This window comes from Desulfosporosinus sp. HMP52 (assembly GCF_000765145.1).
In the GTDB taxonomy this organism is placed as follows: domain Bacteria; phylum Bacillota; class Desulfitobacteriia; order Desulfitobacteriales; family Desulfitobacteriaceae; genus Desulfosporosinus.
In genome coordinates, this window is the sequence record NZ_JMGA01000038.1 from 1 (window position 1) to 19983 (window position 19983).

The 19983-nt window shown below is 44.8% G+C and carries 17 protein-coding genes; all 17 read right to left on the reverse strand.

Annotation, left to right across the window (positions count from 1 at the left end; translation table 11 throughout):
- Positions 1-273 precede the first annotated feature (273 nt).
- Positions 274-1446 (reverse strand): D-alanyl-lipoteichoic acid biosynthesis protein DltB, encoded by a 1173-nt coding sequence (gene dltB, locus DP73_RS14480; protein WP_034600440.1) that lies wholly within the window; start codon positions 1444-1446, stop codon positions 274-276.
- Entirely contained in the window at positions 1447-3042 is a 1596-nt protein-coding gene (gene dltA / locus DP73_RS14485; protein ID WP_034600441.1) for a D-alanine--poly(phosphoribitol) ligase subunit DltA, read from the reverse strand. It abuts the gene before it with no gap.
- A 151-nt stretch (positions 3043-3193) separates the two neighbouring features.
- On the reverse strand, positions 3194-4408 hold the full coding sequence (gene dltD / locus DP73_RS14490; RefSeq protein WP_034600442.1) for a D-alanyl-lipoteichoic acid biosynthesis protein DltD: 1215 nt from the start codon (positions 4406-4408) through the stop codon (positions 3194-3196).
- Positions 4408-4644: a D-alanine--poly(phosphoribitol) ligase subunit DltC gene (gene dltC / locus DP73_RS14495; RefSeq protein ID WP_034600443.1), complete on the reverse strand. Its 237-nt coding sequence runs from the start codon at positions 4642-4644 to the stop codon at positions 4408-4410. The genes dltD and dltC overlap by 1 nt, the downstream gene beginning before the upstream one ends.
- 256 nt (positions 4645-4900) lie before the next feature.
- Positions 4901-5899 carry an acyltransferase gene (locus DP73_RS14500; protein WP_034600444.1) on the reverse strand — a complete coding sequence of 333 codons (999 nt, stop codon included), beginning with the start codon at positions 5897-5899 and terminating at the stop codon, positions 4901-4903.
- A complete protein-coding gene (locus DP73_RS14505; protein ID WP_128751425.1) occupies positions 5900-6556 on the reverse strand; it encodes a sugar transferase in 657 nt (218 codons plus the stop codon). It lies immediately after the preceding gene.
- A gap of 43 nt (positions 6557-6599) precedes the next feature.
- The gene (locus tag DP73_RS14510) at positions 6600-7691 is read right to left on the reverse strand and encodes a glycosyltransferase (protein ID WP_034600445.1); all 1092 of its coding nucleotides are present in this window, start codon (positions 7689-7691) and stop codon (positions 6600-6602) included.
- Positions 7684-8922, reverse strand: coding sequence for an O-antigen ligase family protein (locus DP73_RS14515; protein ID WP_034600446.1), 1239 nt, complete (start codon positions 8920-8922; stop codon positions 7684-7686). Before DP73_RS14515 ends, DP73_RS14510 begins: the two co-directional genes overlap by 8 nt.
- A gap of 39 nt (positions 8923-8961) precedes the next feature.
- Entirely contained in the window at positions 8962-10170 is a 1209-nt protein-coding gene (locus tag DP73_RS14520; RefSeq protein WP_034600447.1) for a glycosyltransferase family 4 protein, read from the reverse strand.
- A gap of 16 nt (positions 10171-10186) precedes the next feature.
- Positions 10187-11254 carry a UDP-N-acetylglucosamine 2-epimerase (non-hydrolyzing) gene (wecB, locus tag DP73_RS14525; protein ID WP_034600448.1) on the reverse strand — a complete coding sequence of 356 codons (1068 nt, stop codon included), beginning with the start codon at positions 11252-11254 and terminating at the stop codon, positions 10187-10189.
- A complete protein-coding gene (locus DP73_RS14530) occupies positions 11251-12711 on the reverse strand; it encodes an O-antigen ligase family protein (RefSeq protein WP_034600449.1) in 1461 nt (486 codons plus the stop codon). Before DP73_RS14530 ends, wecB begins: the two co-directional genes overlap by 4 nt.
- The gene (locus DP73_RS14535) at positions 12698-14038 is read right to left on the reverse strand and encodes a flippase (protein ID WP_034600450.1); all 1341 of its coding nucleotides are present in this window, start codon (positions 14036-14038) and stop codon (positions 12698-12700) included. Before DP73_RS14535 ends, DP73_RS14530 begins: the two co-directional genes overlap by 14 nt.
- A complete protein-coding gene (locus tag DP73_RS14540) occupies positions 14035-14922 on the reverse strand; it encodes a hypothetical protein (RefSeq protein ID WP_034600451.1) in 888 nt (295 codons plus the stop codon). The genes DP73_RS14535 and DP73_RS14540 overlap by 4 nt, the downstream gene beginning before the upstream one ends.
- The gene (locus DP73_RS14545; protein WP_034600452.1) at positions 14915-16018 is read right to left on the reverse strand and encodes a DegT/DnrJ/EryC1/StrS family aminotransferase; all 1104 of its coding nucleotides are present in this window, start codon (positions 16016-16018) and stop codon (positions 14915-14917) included. Before DP73_RS14545 ends, DP73_RS14540 begins: the two co-directional genes overlap by 8 nt.
- Before the next feature lie 325 nt (positions 16019-16343).
- The gene (locus tag DP73_RS14550) at positions 16344-17522 is read right to left on the reverse strand and encodes a hypothetical protein (protein ID WP_128751424.1); all 1179 of its coding nucleotides are present in this window, start codon (positions 17520-17522) and stop codon (positions 16344-16346) included.
- A 17-nt stretch (positions 17523-17539) separates the two neighbouring features.
- Positions 17540-18949, reverse strand: a complete 1410-nt coding sequence (locus tag DP73_RS14555; protein ID WP_034600454.1) for an MBOAT family O-acyltransferase — start codon at positions 18947-18949, stop codon at positions 17540-17542.
- A 62-nt stretch (positions 18950-19011) separates the two neighbouring features.
- Complete coding sequence (locus DP73_RS14560) at positions 19012-19860, reverse strand: N-acetyltransferase (protein ID WP_034600455.1); 849 nt, start codon at positions 19858-19860, stop codon at positions 19012-19014.
- Between the last annotated feature and the right edge of the window lie 123 nt (positions 19861-19983).

The window sequence follows — 19983 nt, forward strand, 5'->3', positions numbered from 1 at the left end:
GCGGTAAAGCCTACAAAGCTGACCTGGGGAAGCGCAGCCACCGGTTCACCTCAGGTATTACCCTGAGGTTTGGCGAAGCTCCCAGGCCAGCGCGTGGGCCAGCCTCGGAATGCTGAGTGAACGATGTGGGCAAAGCCGTCCTGACCCGAGCGACCCTATTTTCATCCTCTGATGGTGCCTTGTAGCGGCATGAGGATTCGATTTAGCAAAAAGGCCCCCCTAGATCACTAATATAAGCGCCCTAGCGGAGCCCCACGTTTCCTTTGTCATCATCTAAACCAGACGCCCCGAAAAAATCAAAAATCCAAACATCACAAAATTAAAAGTAACAACAACAGCCAGCAGATCCCAGATGGGCCCCGTTCCCCAAAACTTTCTGGTTTTGTTCTTCCGATCCAGATAGTCAAACCCAATCATCAGCCCTGCATGATAAAGCCCGTAGAGGACATATTGGGGCTGAGTTCCGTGCCATACTCCCATGATTCCGAAAAGCAGGAAATAACCTACATAAGAAGCAGTATAGCGATTACTAAAGCGCTTCTTCTTAGCTGAATCCAGTACAAAACGCATATAGATGTAATCCCGGAACCAAAATGAGAGAGATATATGCCAGCGGTTCCAAAAATCCTTAATATTTTTCGAGATAAAGGGCTTATCAAAGTTAATGGGTGTTTTAATCCCTAAGAGATAACTGACCCCCACAGCAAAGGCGCTGTACCCGGCAAAATCAAAGAAGAGGTATAAGCCGTAGGCATACATGTAGTTTAAGGTTGGCAGAAAGCCAAAGGAATGGTTCAGGGGGTCAAGCCAGTATTTATTAATCAGATAGGCGATAATAAACTTATACAAAAACCCTCGAAAGATCAGATCCATTCCCGTAATGGCTAGTTCTCCGTAGTCTTGACGAGATAACGGTTTATGGAGGTCAGCAACAAAACGTCGGTAGCGATCAATCGGGCCGGAGGCCAAGGTAGGAAAAAAGAGCAGAAAACTGATGAAATCAACTACTTTCACCTCTTTGATCAGACCATCTCGGATTTCTATGATGATCCCTACTGAGCGAAAGGTTAAATAGGAAATTCCTAAGAAACCAATGACTGTTTGCCAAAAGCCCAGCTCAATAAAGCTGGGATTTAATTTGACGACCACTAGCGGCAAAATAGAAAGAAAGATTCCCAGATAAAAGACATCGGCCCTATTTTTTTCGAGGGTTTTCAAGCGATAGGACAAATAAATCCGGACTATAAGCCATTGAAAAATAAGATAAGCCACAATTTGAATGAGCACAATCAGCGGACGACCAATCAAAAGGAGCATTCCCAGGGTAGAAAGGAAAACCCAAGTGGCTCGAACTTTGGCTGAGGCTCCGATTCCCCCCAGCAAGATCGCCGGTACTAAAGGAATTAGTAAATAGAAAAAAAAGGAGAAGTTTTCAAAAGGAGTCATTTACAATCCCCCTAGCAGAGCACGTCGATCCGCCTTGCCGTTGGGGGTTATGGGCATCGCAGCCAGGAATTTAATGCGCCGGGGGATCATATACTCGGGCAAGCGTCCGCGCAAATCTTCCTTGAGAGCAAGAGTCTCTTTGAACTCATCCTCTACGGGCTTACTCACCGTCACAAAGGCCTGTAAATACTCAACCTTCCCTCGTCGTTCAATGGGTAAAACCACCGCATTTTCGACCAAGGGGTTACGCCTTAGATTTTCTTCGATTTCTCCTAACTCAATCCGATAACCATGGAGCTTAATCTGAAAATCTAAGCGGCCTTGGTAAAAGAGGAATCCATCTTTAAATAACCCGGAATCTCCTGTCCGGTAGGCATTCCAGGTTTGTCCCTTCTCTTGCCAGCTAAAAAAGGCCTTGGCTGTTTGCTCCGGATTGTTCAGGTATCCCACACTGACATTGGGGCCGGCGATTACTAATTCCCCTGCCTCCCCCTCCGGCATTACTTCGGGTCTGTGGTGCAAGATACCAGCCTCAGCAGTAATTGCTGCGCTAAGCTGATCGGAATTACAGATTAAGACCTGGGCATCCGGTTTAACTCTGCCTACAGGAAGTGGATTAAAAGTGTTAAGGATCTCAGGGCTGATGGTCAAATTCGTTACCGCCACTGTTGCTTCCGTGGGTCCGTAAAGATTTTCCACTTCGGCTTGGGGAAATCGTTGAGTAAGTTTTGTGGCACAATCATGGGTAAGTATCTCACCACAGAAGAGGAACCTTTTTATCCTCGGCAGCAGGGTGGAATTAAAACTGGGATCCATTAAACATACCTCGGCAAAGGAAGGTGTGGATACCCAGTAACTGGTTTTTGACGCAGCCAGGGAGGCAAAGAGTTCCTTGGGATGGGCAATTTGATCCTTATCCACACTCCAAAGAGTTCCCCCGGTACTTAAGGACATATATAAATCCATTACTGAAAGATCAAAGGAAAACGGAGCCTGATTAAGAAAAACCTCCTGCATTTCTTCCGGCTTAAACTCTGTGTTAACCCAGTTCAAAAAGCTTTCTAGGGCCCCTAGAGTAATCTGTACCCCTTTCGGTACTCCGGTACTGCCGGAGGTAAAAATTATGTAGTAAACTTCATCAAGTTCTACTTGCCAAGAAGAGTGTGGCACCTCTCTTTGATAACCCTTCAGAATGCTGTCTTGACTCTGTAGGGAGATCATTTCTTCAATTAAGACTTTAGGTGAGTCAGCTTTCCCTCTGGGAACCATCTGCGGGGAAAGGACTACCCGGGCCCCGGATGCCTCAATAATTTGCCATAAGCGTTCATGGGGCACTGAGGAATCCACAGGGATATAAGGATGGCCTGCTCTGACACAAGCCATAAATAAGACCGGCATTTCATTTTCTTTATGCCCGTAGACAACCACCGGAGTCTGACGAGGTATGCCTTGCTCAAGACTTAGCTCATGAAGCCATACAGCCCCTGAATTAGAGCTGCTTTCTAAAGCAGCATAGGTTAAAACATTATCCCCATGACAATGGGCTGCCCGTTCCGGACATCTTATAGACCACTCCTGGATTTTTTCGCTAAGCATAAAAACACATTCCCCATTCGCCTAAAAGTTATTATAAATAAACGGAGCAGCGGTATGTTGCTTTTGTACTAGATAGAGGATAAACAAACCTAACAGGATGAAGTAGTAATAAGCAACTCGTCCAAACCATACTAACGTGGGATTCCTATCCCTAGAACCCTTCATGATAAAATCGATCCAGCGCTTCATTGATGCTCACCCATCCTTTCCAGCCTAAGTGCATGGTGTCCTGCAAAAAGTAGGTGTCATATTCATGATCTCCGAAATTAGCGACCTGAAATCCTTGATCCTTAATCATCTTTTCAGCTCGCAGATAGTAACCCCTGCGTTCTGCAAGAGGAAATCCCGTGTAATCATACCAAGCCCCATTTACCGGTACAATTATGAACAACGGACGGGCCCCTGTCTCTTGAAGAATATCTAAGAGGAGTTCTAAATCCTTGTATTCCGGGGAGGGGTAAAAGCCGGACTGAGTAGCGGAATTCCTGTTTTCCTCAAGCCTGGGTTGGATATAGGTACTATAGTACTCATCCAAGATACCTAACCGATTATTTTGGGTCATTGTTTTGCCCTGCTTCTCTGCCTGCACCTTTAATTCTAACCAAGGAGCCAGGGGCGGTGCCGTAATTGAGGCATTTATCAAAGCGCCTTTAGGGTTGATCAGTCTACTGTAGGCTATTGTTTTCTGGGCGTCTTGAGCCTCGTAGGCTGCCATTTCTACTCTCCCCTTAGCCCCTAATAATAAACTTCGAATACTTGGTTTCCGGCTTTCTTGTAAACTCTGGGCCAGAAGTGCCTGTAAAGTAGGGGTCTCCGCAAAAGCTCCCGGAAATTCTAAGAGTCGTTTTGCTAATTGATTTTTCCTCTCTGCTGACAAAGAGGAGTTGAAAAGCATCCGATAGGCTTGAAGTGGAGAAAAATTCTGTTGAAAATAGGTCGGGCTAATTCCTTCCGGAGTAAACCATTGGGCGGAAAGGATAACAGCAATTTTCTTATCCTTTAAAGAATCACCTAAAGCTCCCAGATTTAAAGCATGAATAATGTCCTGAGTCCCTCCTCTGCCCACAAGAAAAGGGGCAAACCCGGTGGGTTTTCCCTCAAAAAGAATTGACGGATGAAACTCGGAGACAGCTGAGAACTCGGAAGACCCGTAAACCGGTAGAACATCCGGCAATTCCAGAGCTTTTGTTTGCAATATCATACCCTGAAAACTTACGGGAGTTTGTGAGCTCCCGATGGTTTGGGTAACACCCGGCCTAAGCCAAAAAAGCCCCACAACCTTTTGGGTCAGGGGGCCCATCAAAACTATGGTTAACCCAAAAAGTATTAGGGCAGCAACCATTGATCCCAGTCGATTTCGAATCATTAACCCCTACGCTCCTCCAGGTACGCGATAATTTTATTGGCGGTCTCCCATTCCTCACGTTCCATTTCAGTCGGGGCCACCTCAATGGCCAGTTGTTCTTGAATAGCCACAAATAATTCTATGATACCAAAGGAATCCATTAATCCACTCTTAAACAGTTCTTGGTCTGGATTTCGCTTTATCTCATCGGTTCCACAAATATCCGTCAGTATATCAAGGATTTTTTCTCTGATCATAATATCTCCTTACTTCCTTTCCTGAGTGGTATGCAGCATGAATATAAAACCTTTAGCATCGAAAACCATGCTCCTATCGGTCTTTTACCTATTCGACAGACGGAAAGCAGTTCCTCCAGATATATCCTGCATTATGTAATTTACTCTTTACTCTTTGAAATATCATAACCGCCAATTGGTTATTTATCCCTTATTTTTATTCTCTGTAACTTTCAAACCTTATCCAAGGAAAGAATAAAAGTTGCTATTAAAAACCTTACTTTACAAACCCTGGCCCCAGGGTATTCTCAGGATTCAATTCCTGCCTGTGAGAGAAGATCAAAAGCAATTGTTTCATACCCCTTTTAAGCAATAAGCTTCCTGCAACCAACGCCAGTAGATAAATTCCCAGGGATAGTACCTTGTTAGGCAAAACATAGGGCAGAGAGAACTTGTACATAAAAACAGCTTCTAGTAAATACAACTCATAGGAAATTGAACCAATAAATCCAAGCAGCCATGAATAATACCCCAGTTGCCCTAAAATCATTAGGACTGAGAAAGCAACAAGTGCAAAGCCTAAATTCGAGAGCATATAAGGCCCTAGGCCCAGGGCATTGTCCCGGTAGTTCAGGAGATAAGTTACCAAACCCATTGTTCCCATCAACCCAAACCCCAGCTTCAGGGTTTGCTTACTAAAGCTCTCCAGAGGAACCAGGGCCAAGAGTGACCCTATAGGGAACATAATCGCGTGAAGGCCCCACTGCCAATACACTACTTCTGTCAAATTAAACCTGGAGTGATAGCGTAAAAGGTACGCAAACCCAAACAACAATCCGACCTTCAGGATAGTTGGCAACTTAAGACTGAATAACAGGTAGAATATGAAGTACCACATTAAAATGAAGAATATGTACCACATGGTTCCATCCATAGTCAGCTTAAAATCCAGCCCAAATAGTGATAGCAGGATTGTCCTTAAGGGATAGGTAGTACCCCTACTATTGTCATACAAAAACCAAACCAGAGTCACCAATGAATATGGAAGTAGTACTGTTCGCAGCCGCCGCCCCAGAAAACTCTTATCCAGTCCCTTGGTTAAATAGGATGAAGTGATCCCATAACCGGAGAGGATTAAAAAAATCGCCACACCCTGGGCTCCCAAATAATTAAAAGCCGGGTTTGTAGTGTTAATGAACTTTGTTACGAATAAGTGGCCAATAACAACTAAAAGGATAGCGATTCCTTTCAATTGCTCTGATGTTTGTTTGTTCATTTAGTAAGCACCTTTACCTGAGAAAACCACAAAGAAGGTCTTCCAAAGGATAGATAAATCCAGCCATATATTCCAACGCCGCACATATTCCACATCATAGGCCAGGGTCTCTCCTAAGGTTAATTCACTTCGCCCATTGACCTGGGCCAAGCCTGTGACCCCCGGCAGCACATTAAGCCGCAGCCGTTGTTGAGGGGTGTAATGCTTGGCTATATCCGGAACTTCCGGACGGGGCCCCACCAGACTCATATTTCCCAACAAGATATTTAGGAGCTGAGGCAATTCGTCCAAACTGGTTTTGCGCAAAAACTTGCCGCTGCGGGTAACCCGGGGATCATCCTTCTCCTGGAAAACGAAGTTATCTAAGCTTGTCACCTTTTCCAGCTTTGTTTTCATCAAGGCATCGGCATTGGTGGTCATAGTACGGAACTTATAAATAGTATAGGGTTTACCCCAAAGTCCCACACGTGTCTGAGTAAAGATTGCCGGCCCGGTAGAATCCAGCCTAATCCAAAGCACAATAAAAAGCCACAAGGGAGATATAAGCACCAGCAGAACAGCAGCAACTAACAGGTCAAGCATACGCTTCAAAACAAGTTGCCACCGAGGATAAATAAGCTCATTACTTTCTGCAGATGCCGAGAGCCTCTGACTCATCCGACTGTCTCCTTTCAAATGATGCATTAGGTAAAGTCTCCTTTCAAGTACGAGGGTGGAGCAAGCGTTGATAAACAGCTTCCATTTGAGCAACATTTTTTTGCCAATCATAATACTTTAGAACATTGACTCTTCCTTGTTGGCCTAACCTCTCCCTCAGAGCGGGATCTCTAATCAGACTTTCCATAGCACTGCTTAATTCTGAGATATCTTCTGAAGAAACCAGTAATCCCGTTTCTCCTTCAACAATAACTTCAGTAAGTCCGCCAATTCTGCTGGCAATCACAGGACGGGCACAGGCCGACCCCTCTACCGCCGTCACACCGAAGCTCTCCTGACGGGAAGGGATGACCACAATATCAATACTCTGATAGAAACCGGCAACTTCGGTATTGGGAAGTTGACCCAGCCATTCTATAGATTCAGAAACTCCAAGTCTTACAGCTAAGTCCTCTAAAGAGGCCCGCTGGGGACCTTCTCCCGCAATACGCAGAAGGGTCTGAGGAAAACGCCGCTGAACCCGAGCAAAAGCTTCAATTAAAAGATCCAACCCGTAAACAGGATGTAAGCCTTTAGCAACTCCAAACACCACGAGAGCGTCTTGCTTAACTCTTTTTAGACTAGAAACTTGCCCCTCCTCCGGAGGAGAAAATCGCTTCGTATCCACTCCAAAAGGAATTATTTCAATAGCTTGCTGGGAATCGAGATAGAGTTGCATCTCTTGGGCCATAATTTTACTGCTGGAGCATAAGACATCCGCCTGAGCTAAAATCCATTTTAACAGGCGGGCATGGAAAAAAGAAGTTTTGGGGAAAGAAAAAATATCACTGCCCCAAGCAGAAATCACCAAAGGATGTCTGCCGGTCAACGCTCCCAGCAAGCCAAAGCTTGTTGCATAATGGGAATGAATCAGATCGGGCTTGATTTCAGCAACTTTTTTCCTGACCCAGTTCTGACGCAGGATTACATCGACTTTATCCCCGGCCAAACGAGGAATCCGATGAACCTGGACCCGGGGGATCTCAGCGGGTAAAAAGCTGAGGATTTCTACCTCCCAGCCACGCTGGGCTAAAGCTAGCGCCCATTTCTCCGTGTGAGTACTGGCTGCATTGGCCAATAGGCAAAGTTTAGCCATCCCAACCCTCTCCCCATGGTTTCCATTGAATGGCTAAGCTTAAACCCCAGAAAGCCCAAATCAGGGGGTCTTCAAAGAAACGACCTTCTCCTTGGGAACTGAGCCAAATCACGAAAACACTCATCAATATAGTTTGCGCAAAAACGTTCATCTGATTCAAGACACGCAAATTCATACTTACTAAGACAATCAAAAAAGCGATCATGCCAATAATTCCTAAAATGCCCATTTCTGCAGCAACCGTCATTAAACTGGTATGGGAACGAGTGACTGCATCACTCCACGGCACGAGATAATGGTAGGGCTGTTCTATGGCCCACTGAAAATTGCCTAAGCCAACCCCGGTCAAGGGGTTTTCGATAAACATGGCCCAGCCGCCTTTAAGCAAATGCTCTCGCTGTCCCAAGGCACCAACCCCGGTAAACAGGGTTTCAAAGCGAAGGCGGATACTTGGGATAAGAAAAAGAGCCAAACCTCCCAAGCCACCCAGTCCCAGTATACTCCAATGGGTTTTGCGATTTCGGAATGAGCTGACAGCCAAGATTAGAATTCCAATCAGTAAGGTCAGCCAGCCGGTTCGGGAAAAGGTAACTCCCAGAGCCGCCAGTTGAACAAAAAGTGCCAAGGCAGTCCCGATCCTGAGCGTCCATTCCCGTCGTATAAAAAGAAGCAAAGATCCTAATATAGAGATATCCAAGTATCTGGCAAATAAATTAGGATCGATGAAGCTGGCATTCACTCTGCGCACCCCGGAGATGTTAATCCCACCGCCCCAAATCCAGTTACCACTCAGGTATTGAATGAGACCAAAGATGGCTGTAAGAGTTGCCATGGCAAAAATCACCCTAAACACTCGGTCAAAGACTGCTTTTCGGTCGGCACCTAAAGCAATGCTGACTCCACTGGCAAACAGCAACAGTAAGCGCAGTCCTTCTGTCAGGGTTGTATGAGGCTGCAAACTAGTTGTTAACGAAATAAGTACTGCCAAAAACAAAGGGATAACCGCCCAGATCAATGGAACCTGACTAAGACGCTTAAAGGTCTTCCCTATGCCCTCTTGTACAAAACGGGCTGCTCCCCAGGCTAACAAGAGAATCATTCCAATGCGCAAAAAGGTCAAAGTGGTAGGGGTTTCCGGAGCACTTTGATAGGGAGGAAACAGTACCTTACTAATATCCCAGGGCACCAAGGCAAAAAACAAAGGAATAATCCAACCGCCCCACCGTTTCATACAATCACTTCCTCTCGTCGGCCTTGAATGGCCGGTTTCCTATTTTAGTTCCTTAAGCCACTGACTGACAATACTATCCCAGGAATAATTCTCTTCCACATAACGCCGGCCGTTATCTCCCATGGACTTCCCTCGGTCACTCAAGTTATAGAGGGTGCGTATGGCCTGAGCCATCTCCACAGGGTTCTCCGGCTCAACTGTAAGTCCCGCTCCGGCCTCTCGAATCAGGTCGACAGCTTCCCCTTCTCCACTGTAGATTACGGGAACTCCACACCCCATTGCCGGAAACATCTTCGAAGGACGGGCCCCTTCAAAAAGCTTTAGCTTCTTCAAGGGAATTATACTCCCAGCTGCTAAAGATAAATAGCGGGGCATATCTGTGACCGGCTGAAAGCCCAGAAATTGTACATTAGGGAGCTTCATCTCTTTAGCCATTTCCTCAAGTTTTGGTTTTTCCGTGCCATCCCCTAAAAAAAGAAAATGGTACTGGGGCTCAGAACGCAACAGATTAGCAGCTTCTAAGACGGTTTCTAACCCTTGAGCATAACCCATGGTTCCCGTATAAGCTAAGATGAATTTATCCTCCAGGCCTAACTTATCCATGAATTCTTGATCCGGAAGAAGGGGGCGAAAGAGATCCAGGTTAACGCCGTTGGGTAAAAAAGCGATTTTCTCAGCAGGGATTCCCCGGTTAATCCAAGTATCCCGAATTCCAATGGTCACTGCCGAAAGCTTCCAAGAACGATTATAGAGCCAGGTTTCTAATCCTTCTGTCATGCGAATCATGGTCTTGTTGGTAACTAATCCTAAGGCGACTGCGGATTCGGGCCAAAGATCAGAAACATTGAACACCAGCCGGGCCCGTTTAAGCCAGCTACCCAGTACTGCGGTCATTCCCAGAAATAAGGGCGGGGACTCCACAAAAAGGACATCAACAGGCCCTGCCTTTAAAATTCCCCATAAGGAAGAAAAGGTAAAGGAAAAGTAATTTAACAGGCGTTTCCAAAAACGTCCTCTTTGCACCGGATAAACCCAGGTCCGATAGACGGGTAATCCTTCTACCTCATCTTTCATCGACCAGTATCCTCGATACTTTGGCGGAATAACTCCGGAGGGATGATTGGGAAATGCCGTAACAATGACAACTTCATGACCCTGGCGCTGCAAGCCTTTGGCTAGTTCTTTAAGACGAACCTGAGCAGCCCCTGTTTCCGGTGGAAAGTATTGAGTTAAAATTAAAAATCGCATGATTTACCTTCCTTATTTAACGTAATGACCACTTACTGAGGGTAGCTACAATGTGCTCTGCCGCCTGTCCATCGCCAAAAATGCCGGGCCGATCCGCAGGAGGGCTGAACTTCTCTACCGCTTCGAGAATTTTCTCTTCGTCAGCGCCGGTTAAGCGGTTCCAGCCCACCTCTACGGTTTCAACCCACTCTGTTTCATCTCGCATGGTGATACAAGGTACAGCTGCAAAGTAAGCTTCCTTTTGGACTCCCCCTGAATCAGTCAGCAGTTTCTGGCTTTGGGCTTCCAGAGTAATCATATCCAAATAGCCTACGGGCTCCAGAACCTTAACCTTTTCCAGTAAGGAGCTTAAACCCAATTCTTGCACAATCTTACGTGTTCGAGGATGTAAGGGCAAGACGACTGGGGTGGAAATTTTGGCTAAGGCTTTTAAGATTTGAGTTAAGCGGGCCGGATCATCGGTGTTTTCCGCCCGGTGTATCGTACAAAGAATATAGGATTTGGGATCTAAGTTAAGAGTCTGTAGGATAGTTGAGCGTTCTTTAGCCAACTCCAGGTTATAGAGGAAGGCGTCATACATCACATCTCCGTCTTGCGAAACTCCTTCGGTAATCCCCTCTGCTTTAAGGTTTTTTACAGCGGTTTCAGTGGGGCAGGAAAGGCAGCTGGAGAGATGATCCGTCAAAACTCGGTTAATCTCTTCAGGCATTCTGCGGTTAAAGCTGCGCAGTCCCGCTTCGATATGGATGACAGGGATATGGAGCTTTGAAGCCGCCAGGGCCCCTGCCAGGGTGGAATTCGTATCCCCGTAAACCAACAGAGCATCAGGAGTCTCCCGGATTAAAACTTCCTCAACTTTTTCCAGGATCGCCCCTGTCTGAGCCCCGTGTAGGCCGGATCCGATTCCTAAGTGAAAATCCGGTCGCGGAATATGCAGTTCATCAAAAAAAATGTCGGACATATTAGTATCGTAATGTTGCCCGGTATGAATCAGTATTTCTTGATGGTCATTTCTTAAAACACGAGAGACGGAGGCTGCCTTAATGAACTGGGGCCTGGCTCCTACGACAGTTGCAATTTTCATAGTTTAGTATGTTCCTTTCTTATCTGTAGGTTGGCTAGCTGGGAGATTGAGACTAGCATTGCCCAAAGAAGCCAAAGTAATGGTTCTTCATATAATCTACCTTCTCCTTGAGCGCTGATGAAGATTGCTATGATCCCCGCAACTATACTGGCACTCAAAAAGCGCAAGCGCTCATCTTGCAGTTTACGGGCAATGCCCCACCCTCTCTGGAGAGTCTTCCCAAACAGGAAATACAGAACCGTAAAACCAACGATTCCCGTTTCTGCCAAAACAGTAATTACGGCAGTGTGGGAAAGTGATACGTAAAAGGTGGAGTAAGGATTAAAGTAGGGATAGATGGTAGTAAAGGCCACTCCAAAGGCCCCTACTCCTACGCCAATCACGGGATGATCCCGCATCATCGCTATGCCTGAACGCCATAAATACTCTCGAATCCCGCCTGAGGCATTTAACAATCCCGCCCGCAGGCTCTCAATACGTGCCATGATGGACGGATTTAAAAGGGCGGCAGCGATAATCGCCAAAATCATGACTCCCATAGCGGAAAGTGTTAACTTACGCCGCGGGATGAGCAGTACAAAGATAACAGAAGAAACTCCCAGGGCTAAAATTCCACCTCGCGAGCCGGTGATTCCCAATCCCGCCCCTTGAAACAAAATAGCAATAAGGGGGATAACCCGGGATGACCAGGTTGTGCGTCGTTCAAATTCAGCCACGGAGAACCAGAAGGTGACAACTAAAAAACGAGCAAAGATATTGGGATCAGCAAACGTAGTATTAGGACGGTTACTAACCACAACCGCGGACGTGGGGAAGAAAAACCACTTAGTAAGGTACTGCATGATAGCAATTCCACCCAGAACTGCTCCAACTGCGATCAGTGTATAGCCTAAGCGCTGCAGATCCTTTTCATCTTGGACATAGACTATGGCCAGGTAAAGGGTAATAATCAAGGAAAGCAAACGCACGGTTTCCGCAAAGGAGTGTAGCGGGGCAATGGAAAAGGCCGTTGATAACAAGTAGACGCCCAGCAGAGCTAAAGGGAGCCATAAGAGAGAATCTGTTTTTAGACGTTTCCAAACCTTAAACTTATCTGCTATGTAGGCCTGATTATTTTTGTGACTTAGCCACAAATCACAGAGCCAGCGCAATCCGATGGCTAGTTGAGAAAGGCGGAAAAAGTCTAAGATAGAGACATTGAAGGTGGCAACTCGCTCTGGTAAGCTGTAAGCCGGAATAAACATTTTTGATACTTCTATAGGAAAGGTAATAATTAGAACTGCCGGCAACCATCTAGGACGTTTTACGGCAACCCAGACGATTCCCCAGAGATAACCTAAGGTTATTAATGTCGATGGATAATAGATCCAGCGAAGAACCATGTATATCCATAAAAGAGTCACACAGACTTCGAGAATTATGAGCAGACGATTTTCGCTTAACTTATTTTTTTCCATCTTGCACCGCCCTTCCTCTCGAGACCCATTTATTTCTGACCTGCTTAACAAACAACGTCATCTCTTTTATGTCCTCCCAAGTAAAAATCACAACCGCTTTAAGCTTTTCTCCGCTTTCACGGCGATAAAAGGTATAATTCAGGGTAAAAAGCGATACGTATACCAGACTAGAGGCTATGGAGGCTCCTGTAATGCCCCAAAGTGGAATGAGTGTAAAGTCAAGGATGAGGGTTAGTACCACCGTAATACCGGAAGTAATACTGGTGTAAATCGGCTTTCCACGGGCCATTAGATCACCGGAAAGCACTGCAGAGCCGCCAAGGGCTACAACCCCGGGTAATAGCAGCAGCAAAGGATAAAAGGCTCCACTAAAACGAGCTCCAAAAAAGAGTACAATCAGAGGGTAGCCGATAACGGCCATGCCAAGTGCCGCAAGAAAAGTTAACAAGATTGTTAGGCGTGCAACTTTTGGGGTCATGGAAAAGGTAAGGTTGTCTTTACCTGAAGCAAGTTTAGGGATCAAAGCCGTATTAACTGCATTCCCAACATACCCGACCATTTCGGCGAGAGTAACTGCAGTTGTGTAAAGACCAACTTGGGAGAAAGGCAAAAAGCCTGCGATAATAAAAAGGTCCAGTCGATAATTTATGACCATCATGACATTAGCTAAATAGGACTTAGCTCCATAACCCAGGGTTTGGCGAATATAGGAAAGGCTGAAACTGTGAAAACGCCACCGAGAAATTTTCGCCATATCAGGGAGCATATATAAAGTTGTCAAGATATTTCCGGCAACCCATATTCCAAATCCTGTGGTCACTGTTAAATGACCTAAGAGGGCTGCTATGGAGACTCCCGCAGAAAGCACTACGAATTGAACCAGTAAGGCTAAATTATACTTACCGATATAATCCATTCCCCATAGCACACTTAGCCAATAGAGATTTAGTAAGCCGAAGGGAATTGCTATCAGAATAAGCCCCAGTTGAAGAGGGGTTACCGCTTCCATGTAGCCGTGTTTCAAAAATTGATAAGCAATACCTACAACGACTACCATAAAGCCGCCTAATAAAGCAGCCATTCCCAGTGAACTTCCGACAGCTTTTTTGCCATCTTCGGGATTCCTAGCAATGTAGTAAGTATTGGCATAGTTTAACCCTAAACTGCAGAGTGGCACTAAGACCGTAGGGATCTGGACAAGAAAAGCATACAATCCCTTTCCTACCGGGCCAAGGACACGGGAGATGACTATTTGAGTTATCATGGAAAAAGCAACCCGCCCTATGGTTCCAAAGAGAGTCAGGAAACTATTGCGAACAAAGCTCATGGATTTTCACCATTATCTGCCTTACCTGCTAAGACATCCGGATCCACACTCTCCCGTGTTACAGTGATACTGTCAGGGAATATTGATGAATATTTAACCTCCAAGACATTCCCAAGTTTAACCAGATCTTTCTGCTCTTTCGTCAGATAGAATGTCCAGGTATATTTGGCATTCGGCCTGGGAGCCAGAGTTATATAGTAGGGATATTTATCAAAGTCGAAATCTCTTTCCAGTTCCAACCCTTTGATCATGTTTGTCAACCAAAGATCTGTAATGTAGCCTTTAGCCACTTTTTCAGTGTTAACGACCGGTTGGACAAGGCTGTCCCCTGGTGAGTGATAGGTCACATGGACGCTATTTAGGGTTCTAAGAGTTGCTAATTTAGCAGCATCTACAATAAAGCGCTGAACTGTATCATCACTCAAAGCATGTACAACACAATAGAATTGATCGTTGTTTTTGGGAGAAATTCTTTCTAAAGAAATAATTTCTCCATCCATGATCTTCTCCTCAGGAGAGACGGAGGTCACGGCGGAAGTGTAGTTATCTACCCCTACCCATTCCACCTTTTCCCCGGGGGTTGGTTTGGCTTGCGGTGTGACAAAGGATATTAGGTTTTTTTGGCCCTGAGGTGTTTCTACATTATAAACCGTTCCCACAAAGAAATAATGCTTTATATCGATAAGACGTCCTTGACCAATCTCTAGCTCTCCGTTAATAAACCTGGTTGCTCCCTTCTGGGCCGACTGGATTTCTGTTTCTGCAAAAGGCCCTTTTACCTGTTTATAGCCGGAAAAGATACCCAAAAGCACAAATATAAAGACGCCGAATAGAACCATATTCCCTCTGCGCAACATCCCTATCTTCCTAACACTACTAGCCACGGTATACTCCTTCAATCAGGCGGATAATTTCTTCTTGCTCAGCTCTGGATAGTTCGGGATAACAGGGAATTGCTAAAGCTTGTTGACAGGCCTTTTCCGTGATCGGGAAAGAACCCTCTTTATATCCCAGATCATGAAACGCCTTCTGTAAATGCAGGGGCACCGGATAATAGATGGCGCAGGCGATATCCGCCTGTTTAAAGGCCTCCATAAGTTCTGCACGACGGTCTGAGCGCAAGACATAAAGATGATAGATGGGAATACCTGCCGGATCCAGTCCCGGTAAAGTTAGGGGCAAATGGGCTAATTCTTTATCGTAGACCGCTGCTTTTGCTCGGCGTCCTTCATTCCATTGATTTAAATAGCCTAACTTCACTCTTAAAATTGCTGCTTGAAGCTCGTCAAGCCGACTGTTATAGCCGACTTTATCATGGTAATATTTCACTTGGCAGCCGTGAAAGCGCAACATACGGAGTTCTGCCGCTAAATGTTTGTCGTTAGTGACAATCATACCCGCATCTCCATATGCCCCCAAATTTTTCGTCGGAAAAAAACTAAAGGTTGCCGCATGTCCTAGGGAACCGGCTTTTCTTCCCCGATACTCTGCTCCAATAGCCTGAGCGGAATCTTCAATAACCTTCAAGTCATGGCGGGCCGCGATTTCCATTATTCTTTCAACATCCAGCATCTGACCGAAAATATGTACCGGGATAATAGCCTTAGTCCGGGAGGTTATTTTCTTCTCCAGTAGATCTAAGTCCATATTTAGGGTTACCGGGTCAATATCCACAAATACCGGTGTGGCTCCCACCATGGCAATGGTTTCAGCTGAGGCAAAAAAGGTAAAGGGCGTGGTAATCACTTCGTCTCCGGGGCCAATGCCGAAGGCCTTAAGGGTCAGCACTAAAGCATCCGTGCCATTAGCAACTGCCACAGCTTCCTCCGTACCACAGAAGGCAGCGATCTCCTTCTCCAAGGCCTTCATCTGGGGGCCTAAAATATATACGGATGAATCAAGTACATTCATAATCGCTTGATTTATCTCATCTTTTATCGTCAAATACTGAGCCTTAAGATCTAATAGAGGGATTCTCATGATTAATCATCCTTTCTTTTCGTCCATTCTCGATTCTCCTCTGAGTTTACCTTGTTCCTTCCTAATTTAGTTTTATAAGTTTAAGGGGAATCTGGCGATTCCCCTTAAACCCCTTTTATAAAATTGATAGCTTAGTCTTAATATTTGAGAATTACCGATTGGGATCGCCCCTTGGTTTAGGAAGTATTGACTCGAACCGATCAGTAACTTTATCGCTCTAAAGTTTACTACAACTTTCTTCCTTTTACAACTATATTACCCCAAAGGTCATATACCCTGCATGTTCCTCACCCATCAGGAGGATTTATAGATTTGTTGCTTCGCTCTATCTATTTTGTTTAAGACCTTTTACAAAATCAGTTGTTTTCTTATTGTCTTTTGCCCACTTTTCTCTTTCGACATTTATTTCATCTATTACTTGGTTAACGGTGCTTGGTGTTAAAAGTCGTCCAAAATCCTGAGGCACTGAACCGGACTGATAATTCATTAGACGATCAAATACTAACTCTCCAGTCCGTTCTTTGTAATGCGAGTTGTCCCAATAGTATTTCATATTATCACTGATTGGCTCTGTAGTAATACTATTATATCCTGAAAAGTCCCATACTGAAGTAATGGCTGCTATATCCCTCTTCCATTGCTCAAACTGAAGCCATAACCCCGAGGTCTGGATTGCCTCCCATTGGGTGGCATGTGAAGGCGAAATAAATACTTTAACATCAATATTTCTTTCTTTACACAGCTCAACCATTGTCCGAACATCTTGGAGCCTTTGGGCTGAATACTTATAGTTATAATAAAACTGATAGTTATTGATGTAGACTTCTAATTCCCGGGCAAATGCCTCTTGACCATTAGCCCCTAGTAAATGAAACTGTTTTATTCCACTGGCACTTATCAGTCCATTAGGAAAGATTAAGGGCTCTGTGAATTTGTTATTGACATTAAATTTCATTGTATTTAGGGATGCTTTTACGGCATCCTGGGAAAAAAGAGTACTAGTAAAGTCATTCCAATTAATATGGCTTTTCTCTAGCCTATCCAGCAAAAAGTCCTGCCGTCCAGAATTATGTTCGTTAAAAGAGTAGAAATCCAGACCAATAATAACCTGTTGGATTCCTGGCTGATTGACCAAAGCATGCCGCAAATACGCTAACTCCTCCTCTGTATTAGCGGCACTAAATCCAGCATTATAGGCTTTTTGTCCGGTAATTTCCTCATAGTAATCGGGATTTAGGCCAAAAAAAGTGCGTGAGGATCCCAGCAAAACTACTTTTGGCTTTAAATGGATGATATCTTCTGCTTTAAACAGGCGCTGATGATTGTATTTCTCAACTTTTTGAGTGTTAAAGCTGAAGTTTAACAAGTTCCAAATCCCATATGGATCGATCAACATATTGCTAAAACCGATTATTGACACTAAAACAAAGGGAAATAGAAAGACAATGCTATTAAATTTGCGATAACTTATTCTCCGACTCTTCATTCTCTGACTATTACTCATATTACACTGCCCATTTCTCAAAATTGAAAGTATAGAAATTCTGATACTTGCCCTAATTGGAGCAGGCATATTGTAAATAACAACCCAGCCATCAGCGCCCAACGTATTGAAGGACGGAATCTGGCAATGATTTCTGGTACATTAGGCATTAATCCTACAAATAGCACTAGTGCACCTAAGAGCAGCAATTCTATACTTCCTCCGGGTATTAAAGGTAATCTGCTAAATCCGTTCAAGAAGGCGTCGGGAAAAATCACCTTATTTAAGCCAACCATACCCTGTACAATTTCTAAGGCAGTATGCACTGAGTTCGCCCTGAAAAAGACCCAGGCAAAGACTACCGCCATAAATGTAATAGGCCAAGCTAACACTTTTGGTAGTGGAATTTTTAGTTTCCGCCACTGATGATTGATAACGAGAAATGTACCGTGTAATCCTCCCCAGATAAAAAAAGTCCACCCCGCACCGTGCCAGATGCCACCTATCAACATAGTTAACCACAGATTCAGTAATCGCCGGGTATCCCCTTTACGATTGCCGCCGAGGGGAATATACAGATAGTTCTTCAAGAAGGATGATAGAGAAATATGCCAACGTCTCCAGAATTCGATGATGGAAGTGGATTTATAGGGAGAAAGAAAATTAACAGGCAATTCTATATTGAACATTTTACCTAACCCTAAAGCCATTTCGGAATATCCGGAGAAGTCAAAATACAGCTGCAGAGTGTAGGCAATTGCTCCAGCCCAGGCTTCTAAAAACGAAATATCGCCTGGATGATTAAACACTGGTGTAACCCAACCGATCAAATGGTCAGCAATGATTACCTTCTTGCCTAAACCCATGATAAAAATGCTTAGGCCAATTGATATATTCTCGTGAGAAAAGATCTTGCTGCGCAAGCTTTTAAACTGAGGAATTATGTCCTTATGGTAGAGAATGGGCCCAGCGATCAAGTGGGGAAAGAAGGTGACAAAAAGGCTGTAGGTAAGAAAATCGTAACCTTTAGTCTCACCTCTGTAGGCATCCACTAAGTAAGCGATTTGAGTAAAGGTGAAAAAGGAGATTCCTAAAGGCAAAATTATTTGAGGAATACTTATCCCCGCATGAAAAACGTCGTTGAGGTTATCCACAATAAACCCAACGTATTTATAATAACCTAATGTAAGAAGGTTAACAGCAATCGCAATGATCAATATCAATTGACGGCGTCGAGCCTGTAATAATCGACCGGCAAAAAAGTTAAATACCATTGACGTAATCAAAATCGGCAAGTTTCGTATATCCCAATAAGCGTAAAAAATGATCGATGCCAACACTAAGATCCCTGTCGCTAAGGACAGAAGACGCTGCCGGGCTAACAGAAAAAAGACTACCATGGTAGTCGGTAAAAACACAAAAATAAACGCATAAGAATTAAAAAGCATAATCTATTTATCGCTCCTCAGCTCTTGCCTCTTAGCGCAAGTCACGTGGAGAACCGTCCCCCTCACTTTAGCAGTTCGTCTTCCGGGACCTCTCGAATATCTTTGGCTGGAACCCCTTTGACAACACGCTTTTCCGTGGTATCTTTGCTAACCAGTGCTCCTGCGGCGACAAAGGTTTCCGGGGCTACTTTTACGCCAGGCAAGAGAATTGCTCCTCCACCGATACGGGCCCCACGTTGAATGGTAGCACCTTTTATTTCTTTAAAACGTTTCTCAGTCCGGCCCATATAATTGTCGTTTGTTGTTGTGACCATGGGAGCTATAAAAACTCTTTCTTCAATTTCCATATAGGCGGTAATATAAGAACCTGTCTGTATCTTTGTGAATTGGCCTATCTTGGTATCATTTTCAACGACTACACCGCTGCCAATTACCACGTTTTCACCAATCGTGCACCTCTCACGAACGACGGCGCCGTCACCGACAAATGCTTTGTCCGCATAAGTGGTTCCTGCATAGAGAACAACCGAGCACCCTATTGTAAATCCGTTACCCATCTGTAAAGGGGGCAAATCCGACTGTGCTTTTACGGTACTTGTAGCTGAAGCCTTAGGCAAACGTCCGATTGAAGAGTTACTGCCAATAAATCCGTCCTGACCCAGGATAGTCTTCGGGTAAATGGTGGAATGATCTCCAATGCGAGTTCGCTGACCTATTACGGCACCCTCCCCGACACTAACATAGTTGCCAAGCTCAGCTCCATCTTCAACCTTAGCTCCATCGCCAAGAACACACCCGACTCCTAAGATAACATTCTCCCCAAGAACGACATTTTCTCCGATAACACAAAATGGACCAACGGTGGTTGTTATAGGAACGGTTGCACTGTGAGAGATTAAATTATGATTCATTTTTTCCTCGCTCCTTTCAATCCTTCCCACCCTTAAAAATACCTCAAAACATACTTAAGGAATAATAGACCCGTAAGACAGGCGGCTTCGATCCACAGGAGTGAACTCATTGCATGGAGAGGC